Annotated in this window: 12 protein-coding genes and 1 tRNA gene; 10 read left to right on the top strand and 3 right to left on the bottom strand. The window is 41.8% G+C overall.

The genetic code is table 11. The features are described 5' to 3' along the window. The first annotated feature begins 264 nt into the window (after positions 1-264). The gene (locus ACUNWA_RS18850; RefSeq protein WP_445593483.1) at positions 265-1068 is read left to right on the top strand and encodes an SDR family oxidoreductase; all 804 of its coding nucleotides are present in this window, start codon (positions 265-267) and stop codon (positions 1066-1068) included. A 5-nt stretch (positions 1069-1073) separates the two neighbouring features. Then, positions 1074-1493, top strand: a complete 420-nt coding sequence (locus tag ACUNWA_RS18845; RefSeq protein ID WP_445593482.1) for an acyl-CoA thioesterase — start codon at positions 1074-1076, stop codon at positions 1491-1493. Here the strand turns inward: ACUNWA_RS18845 and ACUNWA_RS18840 are convergent. Further along, on the bottom strand, positions 1474-2112 hold the full coding sequence (locus ACUNWA_RS18840) for a LysE family translocator (protein ID WP_445593481.1): 639 nt from the start codon (positions 2110-2112) through the stop codon (positions 1474-1476). The genes ACUNWA_RS18845 and ACUNWA_RS18840 overlap by 20 nt on opposite strands. 110 nt (positions 2113-2222) lie before the next feature. On the opposite strand from ACUNWA_RS18840, the gene ACUNWA_RS18835 reads away from it, so the two are divergent. Genes ACUNWA_RS18835 through ACUNWA_RS18825 form a run of 3 tightly spaced genes read left to right on the top strand, consistent with a single transcriptional unit; the run spans position 2223 to position 5444 of the window. Next, the gene (locus ACUNWA_RS18835; RefSeq protein ID WP_445593480.1) at positions 2223-3134 is read left to right on the top strand and encodes an alpha/beta hydrolase; all 912 of its coding nucleotides are present in this window, start codon (positions 2223-2225) and stop codon (positions 3132-3134) included. Further along, positions 3134-3664 carry an NUDIX domain-containing protein gene (locus tag ACUNWA_RS18830; RefSeq protein WP_445593479.1) on the top strand — a complete coding sequence of 177 codons (531 nt, stop codon included), beginning with the start codon at positions 3134-3136 and terminating at the stop codon, positions 3662-3664. The genes ACUNWA_RS18835 and ACUNWA_RS18830 overlap by 1 nt, the downstream gene beginning before the upstream one ends. After that, positions 3651-5444, top strand: a complete 1794-nt coding sequence (locus tag ACUNWA_RS18825) for an aminopeptidase P family protein (protein ID WP_445593478.1) — start codon at positions 3651-3653, stop codon at positions 5442-5444. Before ACUNWA_RS18830 ends, ACUNWA_RS18825 begins: the two co-directional genes overlap by 14 nt. Positions 5445-5502: 58 nt before the next feature. On the opposite strand, the gene rho is transcribed toward ACUNWA_RS18825, so the two are convergent. Further along, positions 5503-7227, bottom strand: a complete 1725-nt coding sequence (gene rho / locus ACUNWA_RS18820) for a transcription termination factor Rho (protein ID WP_445593477.1) — start codon at positions 7225-7227, stop codon at positions 5503-5505. A 366-nt stretch (positions 7228-7593) separates the two neighbouring features. Here rho and ACUNWA_RS18815 point away from each other — a divergent pair, with 366 nt between their 5' ends. Both ACUNWA_RS18815 and rpe read left to right on the top strand, forming a co-directional pair. Next, the gene (locus tag ACUNWA_RS18815) at positions 7594-8460 is read left to right on the top strand and encodes a sigma-70 family RNA polymerase sigma factor (RefSeq protein WP_445593476.1); all 867 of its coding nucleotides are present in this window, start codon (positions 7594-7596) and stop codon (positions 8458-8460) included. Positions 8461-8532: 72 nt separating this feature from the next. Continuing rightward, the gene (rpe, locus tag ACUNWA_RS18810) at positions 8533-9186 is read left to right on the top strand and encodes a ribulose-phosphate 3-epimerase (RefSeq protein WP_445593475.1); all 654 of its coding nucleotides are present in this window, start codon (positions 8533-8535) and stop codon (positions 9184-9186) included. Positions 9187-9434: 248 nt separating this feature from the next. Here rpe and feoB read toward each other — a convergent pair whose 3' ends face one another. Further along, the gene (gene feoB / locus ACUNWA_RS18805) at positions 9435-11891 is read right to left on the bottom strand and encodes a ferrous iron transport protein B (protein WP_445593474.1); all 2457 of its coding nucleotides are present in this window, start codon (positions 11889-11891) and stop codon (positions 9435-9437) included. 143 nt (positions 11892-12034) lie between these two features. On the opposite strand from feoB, the gene ACUNWA_RS18800 reads away from it, so the two are divergent. The 3 genes from ACUNWA_RS18800 (at position 12035) to ACUNWA_RS18790 (ending at position 13197) form a co-directional block, all read left to right on the top strand. Then, positions 12035-12778, top strand: a complete 744-nt coding sequence (locus tag ACUNWA_RS18800) for a hypothetical protein (RefSeq protein ID WP_445593473.1) — start codon at positions 12035-12037, stop codon at positions 12776-12778. Beyond that, on the top strand, positions 12759-13055 hold the full coding sequence (locus ACUNWA_RS18795) for a thiamine-binding protein (protein ID WP_445593472.1): 297 nt from the start codon (positions 12759-12761) through the stop codon (positions 13053-13055). Before ACUNWA_RS18800 ends, ACUNWA_RS18795 begins: the two co-directional genes overlap by 20 nt. Before the next feature lie 65 nt (positions 13056-13120). Then, positions 13121-13197: transfer RNA gene (locus tag ACUNWA_RS18790), tRNA-Arg, on the top strand.

Raw genomic sequence — 13197 nt, 5'->3', positions numbered from 1 at the left:
AGGGATGTGCTCTACCAGCTGAGCTACTGAGTCATCATGTGTAGTGCCTTTTTGTTTTAAAGGCGTTGCAAAAGTATGCTTTTCAACCTAAAATGCAAAACAAATCCCCAATGATTTTTCAAAAAGAATGCCCGTCAAAAACCAAACATAAGATTTTAAGAAACTTAGACCGTAAAAAAAAAGAGGCTTCTTCTTCAAAAAGGACAGATCACCAATAAGCTAAAAAAAAAAGCTAATTTTGCCGGCAATCGATTTTCCTTAAATATGAAAGACAAAATAGTTGTAATCACTGGAGCTTCATCCGGAATAGGAAAAGCACTAGCCTATGAATTTGCCGCTCGTGGAGCTTCTCTGTCCCTTGCTGCTCGCCGGCTCGATCGGCTGGATGAAATAAGAAAGGATTTACCCCAATCCAATATTCTGACAATTCAGGCTGATGTAAGCCTAGAGCAGGATTGCAAAAATCTCATCGATCAAACCATTGCCTGCTATGGAAGAATCGATGTTTTGATTAACAATGCCGGAATATCTATGCGAGCTTTATTTACAGACGTAGACATTAGTGTTCTCAAAAAGCTAATGAATGTTAACTTCTGGGGCACGGTCTATTGCACTAAATATGCCATCCCCCATCTTCTCAAGGTCAAGGGGACTGTTGTAGGTGTAATTTCTATTGCCGGCTATGTCGGACTTCCTGCCCGGACAGGCTATTCGGCATCAAAATATGCCATTCGCGGATTCCTAGACGCCTTGCGTATCGAAAATAGCAAAACGGGGCTCCATGTGCTCGTTGCTGCTCCTGGCTTTACGGCCTCCGAAGTTAGGGAGTCAGCATTAACAAAAAATGGTAGTTCGCAAGGGCAAACCCCGCGTAACGAGGGAAGCATGATGACTGCTGAAGCCTGTGCCCGACACATTGCCAATGCCGTTAAAAAACGCAAGCGCGAGATTATCTTGACTTTCATTGAAGGCAAATTCACCGTTTTCTTAGGAAAGTTCTGGCCTGCCTTACTCGATAAACTCACATATATGCACATGGGAAAGGAAGCAAATTCGCCCTTTAAATAGACAACATGCTAATCCACGAAACACAGGTACGAGTTTACTATGAGGATACCGATAAAATGGGAGTCGTTTATTATGGCGTTTATCCTCGGTATTACGAAATCGGACGAACAGAAATGATTCGCAGTCTGGGTATTTCCTACAAGGAGATTGAGGAAACGAACATCTTACTTCCGGCACGAAGCTTATCGATCAATTACCTGAAGTCGGCCTACTACGATGATTTACTTACAATTCGAACCATAATAGAAACTATTCCCAAAGTAAAATTCCCAATCAAAACGGAAATCTATAATCAACAGAATGAATTGATCAATTCAGGCGAAGTGGTTCTGGCCTTTTTTGATGCTGTCACGAACAAGCCCTGCCGTATTCCGGAGAAATTCCGTCAAGCGATGGAAGTTCACTTCAAATCTCCAACTGATTAATCACAGAATAGGCATAGCTTATAATAACAAAAATCCAGATTAAGACACCGGCAATTTTATTGAACCACCAAAGCAACCTTAAATTGAAGCGGTGCTTAAACAAGCTAACTAATCCCGTGAGGAACAACCACCAGGCACAAGCTCCGGAGAACACCCCAAAAACGATAAAAAACGACTGATAAGGTCGAGCAATATTCAATACAATACCAGAACTGGCAAATACCGCCAAAAATACAAAAATAACCAATGGATTGGGAAAGGTGATTAAGAAAGTAGAAACAAAATCCTGCAGATAAGAAGAGCCTTTCTTTCGCATTTTCCGAATATCTTTCACCGGATTTTTCAGGAAAATATGTACTCCCAATAAAAAGATAATCAGGGCTCCTACTGTTTGAAATGTTAATTGATATTGCCTAATAAAATCAATGAGCCAGGTTAAACTAAAACCGGCTACAATGGCATAAATAGCATCGGAAGTCGCAGCTCCCATGCCCGATAAAAAACCCGCAACCCGGTCTTTATTAACTGTCCGTTGGATAATAAGCACGCCAATCGGGCCAAGAGGAATAGAAACTGCCACCCCAATAATTAGCCCTGTCAAAAACAAATTAAAAAACATGGTGCAAAAGTAACTATTTGAAGAATATGAGCTCCTAATCAATTCCCCTAAAATTCATTTTATGTCATTTATTTGTATTTTTACGAGAGTACACCAAACACACAACAAAAATGAACCGAATAGCACTATTCTTATTATTGACTATCCTTTCCACACAACTTATGGCACAAGACTTTCAGCTGGATTTGTGGCCCGATGGAGCCCCTAATGAAAACAATCCCCCCGGAGAAGAAAACTACTACCAGGAAAGAGGCAGCTATCGATACAAGAATATTTCAAAAGCTGAGCTTTTTGTATACCCCCCCAGCAAAGAAATAAACACCGGAGCGGCAGTCATTATTTGCCCGGGGGGGGGTTATTGGATTGAAGCCATCGACCACGAAGGTTTTCGCATAGCAGAATACCTGCAAGCCAAGGGTATTACCGGAATTGTTTTAAAATACCGCCTACCGTATGGCAATTCAGAAATTCCATTAACCGATGCGCTGCAAGCCATTCGCCTTACTCGTTCAAAAACACAAGAATGGGAAATTGATCCCCAGAAAATCGGCATTGCCGGTTCTTCTGCCGGAGGTCATCTGGCTTCAACTGCCGGAACGCATTTCGATTGGGTAAAACCCAAAACCACTGTTCCTTATCAAGAGATCAGTGCCCGTCCCGACTTTATGCTCTTGTTGTATCCCGTAATCAGCTTTAAAGAAGGCATTGGACACATGGGCTCAAGGAATAATTTGATTGGGGAAACCAACGACTGGTCAGTCGCCAAACAATTTTCAAATGAATTATGGGTGACGGAAAACACTCCACCCACATTTTTTGTTCTAGCCGACGACGACAAGGCCGTCATTCCCGAAAATTCAATTGCTTTTTACCGAGCACTAAAAGAATATGCAATCCCTGCCGAACTTCACATCTTCGCCAAGGGAGGGCATGGTTTTGGAATGACCGACCGGGACATTCCGGCAGCAAAATGGCCGGCACTATTTACCGACTGGCTAAAATCAATGGAAATAATTAAATAATGACAGAAGCACAACATCCGAACAAAATTTTTAAATTTTGCCCCAGCTGCGGCTCTACGCAGTTGAGGCAGTCGGGCGACCGATCCAAGAACTGCCTACACTGTGGCTTTCACTATTTCTTTAACACATCGGCGGCAGTTGCCGCCATTATTTTTGACCCCGAAGGAAGAATTATGCTGGCTCGCAGAGCTGTAGAACCGCACAAAGGGCAGCTGGACTTTCCCGGCGGATTTGTCGATCCGAATGAAACAGCCGAGGATGCACTTGCCCGGGAAATTCAAGAGGAACTGGGCACGAAGGTGAACAAAATGGACTATTTCTGCTCCTTTCCCAACACCTACCCTTTCGCCGGAATGGAAGTGATGACTCTGGACCTTGCTTTTCTGGTCGAATTGGAGACAATCTCCGATTTAACCCCAATGGACGACATCGCATCCATCGAGTTTCATCATCCTTCAGAAGTCAACATGGACGAGCTGCCTGCACAATCAATGAAAAACATCTTAAAAAAATTAAATGAACGCATCTGATAAAATACAAGAAAGAATAGCACAACTGCGGTCACAAATGAAAAAAGCAGGTGTTCAGGCCTGCTACTTCTCCGGAACTGATCCTCATCAGAGTGAATATATGCCTGCGCATTGGCAGGCCCGCAGTTACATTAGCGGATTTACCGGTTCGGCAGGACTGGTTGTTGTTACCAACGAGAAAGCAGGTTTATGGACCGATTCGCGTTACTTTTTGCAAGCAGAGCAACAATTGCAAGAAACAGGCATCGACCTAATGAAGCAACGCATGCCCGGCACTCCTGAGCCTTTGGAGTGGCTGCAAGAAACACTAAATGCAGGTAATACTGTTGGAGCAGACTTTGCCTGTCTGTCTATCAATCAATACAAACAGTTAAGCAGTGCGTTGGCCGCCGAAGGACTATCGCTCAAAGACACGGGCGACCTGCTGGCTGCGGATTGGGAAGGCCGCCCCGCCTTGCCAGACAACCCCATTTTTGAGCACGATTTGCAATACGCTGGCACCAAGCGGACTGACAAGATTAATAACATACTAAGCTTTGCGAAAACCAATGGAGCAAACGCAACTTTAATCACTGCCTTGGATGATTTAGCCTGGACCTTCAACCTAAGAGGAACAGATGTTGATTTTAATCCGGTATTTGTTGGCTTTGCGTTCCTGTCCGAAAATCAAAAAGTACTGTTTGTCGATTCAAAAAAGATGAATTCAGATTTAGGTGCTAAGCTGCAAGAAGATGAGATTCAGGTAATAGATTATACCGAATTCTTCGATTTCCTTTCCAAGCTGCCAGCAGATAAAATTGTAATGGTCGATTCGGCCCGAACAAATCAGGCAGCCAAAGTCGCCATTCCAGAAGAGCTTAAACTTATTGAGCAAACTTCAGCTCCTACACTTCTGAAAGCACAGAAGTCCACCTTCGAAATTATCCATATTCGGGAGACCATGAAAAGAGATGGCGCTGCAATGGTTAAACTCTTACACTGGCTCGATCAGACTGTCGGCAAGGCAAGTATTACCGAATATGATGTGGTGGAAAAATTGGAATATTTTCGTGCCCAGCAGGAAGGATTTCAAGGGAACAGCTTCTACCCAATCGTTGGCTTGAATGGCAACGGAGCCATCGTGCATCGTTCGGTCAGCAAAGAAACTGCCGACGAAATTGGCAAAGATGGGATGCTGCTTTTTGACTCGGGCGGTCAATATTTAGGAGGTACAACAGACATCACTCGAACCATTACCCTTTCAGAGCCCACAGCCAAACAAAAACGTGATTTTACGCTGGTACTAAAAGGGATGATCGGATTGAGTCAGGCTCACTTTCCGGCAGGAACCGTTGGAAGCAACCTGGACGCCTACGCCCGGATGCACTTATGGAAAAACGGCTTGAACTATGGGCATGGCACCAGTCATGGTGTCGGGTATTTCTTGAATGTCCATGAGGGGCCTATGAGCATCCGGCAGGAATATAACGAACAAACCATCAAGCCGGGAATGGTACTATCGAATGAACCCGGTCTTTATCGCGAAGGGGAATATGGCATCCGAATTGAAAACCTAATTGTTTGTACCGAAAAGGAAGAAACTCCATTCGGTCGTTTTCTGGGCTTCGAAACACTCACCCTGTGTCCAATTGATCTGAAATTAATTGACACCAAACTGATGACTCAAGAAGAAATTGACTGGCTTAATCAATACCACGATAAGGTGTACAACAAATTAGCTCGCTTACTAGGACCTGATGAACTTGAATTTTTAAAGAGACAAACTCAGGAAATCCACTAAAAAAAGAAGCCGTTTGCAAGTTGCAAACGGCTTCACTATCTTATTCCTCAAGGGATTATCATTCACTATTCATTGAGATCAGGAATTCTTCAATTGAATTACTCCGCATCAATCTGGTTTTAATGAAGTCCATCGCTTCCAGTGAATTCATGTCGGCCAGGTAATTCCGCAGAATCCAAACTCGATCCATCATTCCTTTTGACAGCAGCAAGTCTTCGCGACGCGTACTTGAAGAAACAATATCGACAGCAGGGAAAATACGCTTGTTCGACAAACGACGGTCGAGCTGCAATTCCATATTACCAGTACCTTTAAATTCTTCAAAAATCACATCATCCATTTTCGAACCAGTTTCCGTCAAAGCGGTTGAAAGAATGGTTAATGAACCGCCTTCTTCAATGTTACGGGCAGCACCAAAAAACCGTTTGGGTTTGTGCAGTGCGTTAGCATCAACACCACCCGACAGTACTTTACCTGAAGCCGGAGCCACCGTATTATAAGCACGAGCCAAACGAGTAATGGAATCAAGCAGAATCACAACATCGTGACCACATTCCACCATACGTTTTGCTTTCTCCAAAACCATACCAGCAACGCGCACGTGACGCTCAGCAGGTTCATCAAATGTTGAAGAAATCACTTCTCCATTTACGCTACGAGCCATGTCTGTCACCTCTTCCGGACGCTCATCGATCAACAAAACGATCATGTATACCTCAGGATGATTGGCGGCAATAGCGTTGGCAATTTCTTTCAACAACATGGTTTTACCCGTTTTGGGCTGGGCAACAATCAAACCACGCTGGCCTTTACCGATAGGGGCAAATAAATCCACCACGCGAGTCGAAATGTTATCATGTCCGTTTCCGGTCAGGTTGAATTTTTCGTTTGGGAAAAGCGGCGTCAAATGATCAAAAGGAACACGATCCCGAATATAATCAGGCGTACGCCCGTTGATTTCCAACACCTTAATTAAAGGGAAGTATTTTTCACCTTCTTTAGGCGGACGAATTGTTCCAGTAACTGTATCCCCGGTTTTCAATCCAAACAGCTTAATTTGAGATTGCGACACATAAATGTCGTCTGGGGAATTGAGGTAGTTGTAGTCTGAAGAACGCATAAAACCATATCCATCAGGCATAATTTCCAATACGCCGGAATTGGTTATAATTCCTTCAAATTCATATGATTTATCAGAACCGCCACTACCATGCTTGCCCTTATTCTCCCATTTCGGGTGCTTAGGTTTACGCTCTTGCTGGTCTTTTTTTGGTTCTTTCGGAGTGTGTTTTGGAGCATTTTGCTCTTGCGGGCCTTTCTCCGCCTTTTTCACAGTCACTGTCGCTTTTGAAACCGGAGGTTGCGCTTGTTCTTTCGGTTCTTCTTCCTTTTTATTCTGAAGTTCAATGACTTTCTTTTCTTCGGGCTTTTCAGCAGCGTCTCCTGATTTCCGGTTCTTATCGAAAAACGAAGACGCTTTGATTACCGTAGTGCGCTTGCGTTTTTTATTCTTTGGTCCATCCTGTTTATCGTCCTCGTCGCTGGATGGCTTGTTTTTAGTATCTGCCTTGGGATCTACTCCCTGACTTGTTTTGTTTTTTGGACCTCTTTCTTTTTTAGGAAAATCTGATTTCTTCTCAGAAGCGACGATCGCCTGAGTATCTAAGATCTTGTAAATCAGGTCCTGTTTTTTGAAAGATTCCACCTTCTTAATGTTAAGCTCTTTAGCGATATCCCTAAGTTCGGGAACCAACTTTTTGCTTAATTCAATAATGTCATACATATTTTTTGAAAATTAATTACATCTATTAATGCTCGGAGGAGAAAAGTAAAATGTCTTTTTGGAAATTATCTGGATAAAGTGAACTCGAATTATTCTGCAATAATAACTAATAAGTAGTTATTCCCCAAAAAAGTTTTTATTTTCTCTAAATATTTTAATTGGGCTGAAGATAGTTTTCTAAACAAAATTACGTCTTTTTGGTTCATTCATGTAGTGAAACAGCCATTTTTAGGCAAAAATCGTACAGTTCATGAAATAAATGTAGAGAATTATAATTTTCCCACATTATTAACTATTTTCACTACCAGAAAAACAATGATTGTTTAACTTTCTTTTTTATTAACTGAACACCTGATAACAAGCCGCATGAGACAGTTAAAGATTACCAAACAAGTTACGAATAGAGAAACTCTGTCCTTAGATAAATATTTACACGAAATTGGCAAGGTCGATTTGTTAACAGCAGAAAAAGAGGTTGAATTAGCGAAAAGGATTAAAAAAGGTGATCGTGCCGCATTAGAAGAACTCATCAAAGCGAACCTCCGTTTTGTTGTTTCAGTATCGAAACAGTATCAAAACCAAGGGCTAAGTCTTCCCGATTTAATTAACGAGGGCAATCTAGGTCTCATAAAAGCCGCCGAACGTTTTGATGAAACCCGGGGATTCAAGTTCATTTCCTATGCCGTTTGGTGGATCCGTCAATCGATATTACAGGCCTTGGCAGAGCAAGCCCGAATTGTACGTTTGCCTCTCAACAAAATTGGGTCAATTAATAAAATCAACCGTACATTCTCCAAACTCGAACAGGAATACCAACGCGAACCGACAGCAGAAGAGGTGGCCAAGATCCTGGAAACCACAGCAGAAGTTGTTGAAGATTCGATGAAGGTTTCCAGCCACCATGTATCGATGGATGCCCCTATGCGAGACGAAGATGACAACAACCTGTACGATGTCATGCTGAATGATGAATCTCCGAGTCCCGACAATGGCCTGATGGATAGCTCCCTGAAAAAGGAAATTGAGCGTACACTAATGACTTTGGGCGAACGCGAAGCTGAAATACTGAAATACTATTTTGGACTGAGCGGTTATCGACAGCATACACTGGAAGAAATTGGAGATATCTTTAATTTAACCCGCGAACGGGTAAGACAGATTAAAGAAAAATCGATCAAACGCCTAAAAAACAATTACCGCAATCGCTTGTTGAAAGCTTATTTAGGACAGTAAAAACGAATCTCTTTCACTTTCGGATTTCAAATAATCCCGATATAACTTACCTTTGTGGCAAAATATTAATTCATGACCACACGATTTGTAGCTCCTTCTATTTTATCAGCCAATTTTGGCAATTTACAAGCAGATATTGAAATGCTCAACCAAAGTGAAGCCGATTACATTCACTGTGATGTAATGGACGGAGTCTTTGTTCCCAATATTTCATTTGGGATCCCTGTTATCGAGAAAGTTGCAGAAGTTGCAAAAAAACCGCTGGATGTACATCTGATGATTTCGAATCCAGACAATTTCATTGTTCCTTTTCGCAAGGCGGGGGCCTCTATTTTAACCGTGCATTACGAAACCTGCCCTCATCTGCACCGAACCGTTCATTCAATCAAAAACGAAGGAATGAAAGCCAGTGTTTGTTTGAATCCGCATTCACCAGTCCATTTGCTCGATGATATCATTGTTGACCTGGATATGGTATTAATTATGTCTGTCAACCCCGGCTTTGGAGGACAAAGCTTTATCAAGAATACCTATAAAAAGATTAAGCAACTAAAAGAGTTGATTGCTTCGAAAAACCCAGGATGCTTAATTGAAGTAGATGGAGGAGTTAATTTTGAAACCGGTGCCAACCTTTACGATGCAGGTGCAGATGTGCTGGTTTCCGGCAGCTTTATTTTTAAGGCAGATGATCCGATTGCGACAATCAACAAATTCAAAACGCTTTAAGAGTCTTCTTTAGAGCCTGTTCCCGGCGGACAGGCTTGCTTTTCCCCTACATCCTTTAGAGAACATGCTGTGCTGCAAATTCCGCATTTATCAGACTCGGAATACTTCGTTTTTTTCTTGTTTAAAGCACGCACAAACTGATATCCCTTTCGGATAACGATCCCCAAAGTGAGCAACAGAATAAAGTATGTCAAAATTTCCTGTACCATCGTATTGCATAAGGTCTGGCCCTTCAAATTGTTCGCATTCTACAAAATGAAACGGGCAACATGCAGGGTTAAAAATGCTAAAATCCATGCCAAGACAGTCGTATAAAACATTGTAAAGAGAGCCCAATATAATTTCCCTGATTCGTTTTTAATAGTTGCAATTACTCCAATGCACGGAAAATAAATTAAAACGAATATCAGAAACCCCAGAGCAACGGGCACCGAAATAATCAACTCTCCCTGCTTAGGGCCAGATAAGTAACGTTCCTGACGAAGCTTCTTGGTTAGGCTTGCACCTCCATCATCGTCAACCTGGTAGAGTACTCCCATCGTGCTTACCACCACTTCCTTGGCAGGAAGTCCGGCCAGCAAGGCCACACTCATTTTCCAGTCGAACCCAAGCGGACGCATGGCGGGTTCAATAAACTGTCCGATTCTTCCTAAGTAAGAGTTTTGCAAGCGCGCGGCCTCCTGCTCTAATTGCAGTTGATGTATTTGTTCCAAATGGCCGCTACTAGCGGCCTCTTCCTGAAACTGCACCATTTGATTCGATTGTTTTTCTGTTTCAGCATTTTGCCGGGGGAAATAACCTAAAGCCCAAATGATGATTACTCCAATTAAAATAACACCACCAATTTTTTTCAGATACTGCCATGTTTTATCCCACATGTGAATCAACACATTGCGGAAGGTCGGAATCCGATAAGGTGGAAGCTCCAATACAAATGGAGTTTCTTTGCTTTTGAAAATGACCTTATTAAAAAGCTGAGCAACCAAAAAAGCGATAAAGATTCCAGTAAAATAAATACCCACCAAAACGAGTCCCGGATTACTTGGAAAGAAAGCCGAAATAAACAGGACATATACAGGTAATCGGGCGCTACACGACATAAATGGAATAATCAGCATCGTCAGCAAGCGATCGCTCGGGCTACGCAACGTGCGGGTAGCCATAATGGCCGGAACATTACAGCCAAAGCCCATCACCATCGGAATGAAAGAACGACCATGCAATCCAAAATAGTGCATGATTTTATCCATAATGAAAGCTGCCCGAGCCATATAGCCGGAATCTTCCATAATGGAGATGAAAAAAAACAGGATCAAAATATTGGGTAAAAAAACCAACACGCTACCGGTGCCGTCGATGATTCCATTGGTCAGCAAATCGTGCAGCATTCCGGGAGGCATTAGCGAAGAAACCAACCCGCTAAGACCGGTCACCAGGTTTTCAATCCACCCCATCGGGTAACTTCCCAAAGTAAACGTACTGTAGAACGCAATAAAAATGAGCACAATAAAAATGGGCATCCCCAACAAAGGGTGCGTCAGGAAATGATCTATTTTTTCTGAGCGGGATTTCCCGGAATTCACTTTCTGCTTTAGATTTTCCTTCAGGGCTCCAGCAATAAACCCATATTTCGAGTCGGTAATAACCGTTTCACTATCTTCATTATAGAGCGTTTCAATGCGCCTAGACTCTTCTTTGGTAATCGCTTTTATTTCGTCGAAATTGGAATAACGAGATAAATTAAACAGTGTTTCGTTATCCTTTTCCAATAACTTCAGCGCCATAAACCGAGATGATATTTTATCGGCAATAGGCTTGTTCTCTTTGACTTTGACCCGGATTCGCTGAATAGACTTTTCAATCTCTTGTCCGTAATTAATATGGATATGGCGAACAATCGGATCACGGTCTTCATAAACCTCTATCGCTTTCTTTAGCAGATCATCAATCCCTTTGCCTTTCGAGCTAATCGTGGGAATAATGGGAATTCCCATCATTTCCCCCATCTTCTCATAATTGAAATTACTTTGATTTTTCAACAATTCGTCGTACATATTCAAAGCGCACACAACCTTGATATCCATATCTATCAGTTGCGTAGTCAAAAACAAGTTTCGCTCCAGGTTTGAGGAGTCAACCACATTGATAACAATATCGGGTGTTTCTTTCCAGATATACTTTCGAACATAAATTTCTTCCGGAGAATACGCTGTTAACGAATACGTTCCGGGCAAGTCAACAAGATTAAACTGGAAGCCAAACTTATTGAAGGAAGCACGCTTGGCACTAATGGTCACCCCACTATAGTTCCCCACATGTTCTTTTGATCCGGATAAAAAATTAAACAGGGTGGTTTTTCCACAATTAGGATTTCCAATAAGGGCAATGTTAATGATCCTCCCTTTATCTGAGGCCGACTTTTTTAGGATATCCTGGTCAATAACACCATCAAAGCTACTATTTATCTGCTCCTCCGCTTCATGTACCGATATTACTTCAATCAAACTGGCTTCAGATCGACGCAAAGTAATATTGTAGTCCAAAATCTTGAATTCAATAGGTCCTTTGAAAGGAGCATTTTTAATGACTTTGACCTCTTTTCCCCGAACGAATCCCATTTCCATAATCCGCTTACGGAAAGATCCATGTCCTAAAACCTTGGTTATTATTACCGTTTCATTATTTTTTACCTCAGAAAGCCTCACCCACTATTTCCTCTATGCTAATTTGAATTAAATTAAAATAACGATGCAAAGATATTCAAGTTTTTAAAAAGAATTGAAAAATACGGGAAAAGCCGTGCCTGATTTTTGGATTACGTTAACTTTGTAAACAGAAGGAAATCGAAATGAAAGACGAGGATCACTTAAAACACATACAGGATGCCATAAATAAACTACCTGAAGAGTTTAGTATCCTGGAAGAACAAATCGACATTGAGCTGCAGATGGCCTATTTCGACATGGCTCGTAAGCAACGCAACACCACGCCCGATGATACTCTGCTTGCCCAAGCTAAATTAGATTTGTACAATCCTGAAATAAGCTTGGAAGACAAGAAAGAGTTGCTGGTTAAATTGGCCGGACTTGATGATGTGGAAGCTTTTCGAACCATTGAAGCCTTTCACAAACAAGCATCCAATGAAATTAAAAGCTGGTCTGTACTAGCCCTTCAAGAAAGCCGGATGGTAATTCAAAGTTCGCTACTGGGCGAGCAACAGGTGTTTATTTCGACTGGGCTTGGTGGCAAGGGACAAAATATCCGCTATTTTGTAGCCATGAGTCATAACGACTCAGACTGCTCTTTTAACGAGACCCAGCGCAAACTGCTTGAGAGCGAGTTTCGCTTTTTTCTGAATGAAAGTGAAGGCGAATTGGAAGAAATCGATTTTCATGGCAACATTGCTACTGCCGTTTTTTTGTTTCCGCTTAAGCAGAACCTACACACAATTTTCAAATCGTTCATTGATGAATGTAACCAATATGGAGACTTTTTAAGTGAAGATGTGATTATCACCAATGTAAAAAAATTAGCACTCGACGAGTTGCAAGAATTTATAAATAAAAACAGACATGACAGAGAACAAAATTAACCTGGCGCTGCAAGTACTACCCCAGGCAGAAGGAAAAAACAGCTACGACTTGGTTGATGTAGCTATTAAACTTATTCAACAGTCGGGCTTGACCTACCAGGTATGCCCTTTTGAAACCGTTATTGAAGGAAAATTTGATGAATTAATGAATCTAGTTAAACGAATTCATCAGCAACTAAAAAATAATGGCACAGAAAAATTGATGACCTACATGAAAATACAAACTGTGTTTCAAGAAGATGTGACCATCAACGATAAAATGCGAAAATACAAATAAAAAAAGGTCAAAATAATTTGATTGTTTTCTCAAAAATGTACTATATTTGCATCGCATTTAGCAAGGGACCTGTAGCTTAATTGGATAGAGCACTTGACTACGGATCAGGAGGTTAGGGGTTCGAGTCCCTTCAGGTTCACCA

The sequence above is a fragment of the Sunxiuqinia sp. sy24 genome (genome assembly GCF_052677165.1).
Note: the sequence above shows the minus strand (reverse complement) of the source record. Positions and strands in the feature narration are given on the sequence as shown.

Excerpts from the sequence above, each read along its gene's own strand:
- ACUNWA_RS18830 (WP_445593479.1), top strand. The coding sequence starts at position 3,134 with ATGACAGAAGCACAACATCCGAACAAAATTTTTAAATTTTGCCCCAGC.
- ACUNWA_RS18835 (WP_445593480.1), top strand. The coding sequence starts at position 2,223 with ATGAACCGAATAGCACTATTCTTATTATTGACTATCCTTTCCACACAA.
- ACUNWA_RS18800 (WP_445593473.1), top strand. The coding sequence starts at position 12,035 with ATGAAAGACGAGGATCACTTAAAACACATACAGGATGCCATAAATAAA.
- ACUNWA_RS18840 (WP_445593481.1), bottom strand. The coding sequence starts at position 2,112 with ATGTTTTTTAATTTGTTTTTGACAGGGCTAATTATTGGGGTGGCAGTT.
- rpe (WP_445593475.1), top strand. The coding sequence starts at position 8,533 with ATGACCACACGATTTGTAGCTCCTTCTATTTTATCAGCCAATTTTGGC.
- ACUNWA_RS18825 (WP_445593478.1), top strand. The coding sequence starts at position 3,651 with ATGAACGCATCTGATAAAATACAAGAAAGAATAGCACAACTGCGGTCA.
- ACUNWA_RS18815 (WP_445593476.1), top strand. The coding sequence starts at position 7,594 with ATGAGACAGTTAAAGATTACCAAACAAGTTACGAATAGAGAAACTCTG.
- ACUNWA_RS18795 (WP_445593472.1), top strand. The coding sequence starts at position 12,759 with ATGACAGAGAACAAAATTAACCTGGCGCTGCAAGTACTACCCCAGGCA.
- ACUNWA_RS18845 (WP_445593482.1), top strand. The coding sequence starts at position 1,074 with ATGCTAATCCACGAAACACAGGTACGAGTTTACTATGAGGATACCGAT.
- ACUNWA_RS18850 (WP_445593483.1), top strand. The coding sequence starts at position 265 with ATGAAAGACAAAATAGTTGTAATCACTGGAGCTTCATCCGGAATAGGA.
- rho (WP_445593477.1), bottom strand. The coding sequence starts at position 7,227 with ATGTATGACATTATTGAATTAAGCAAAAAGTTGGTTCCCGAACTTAGG.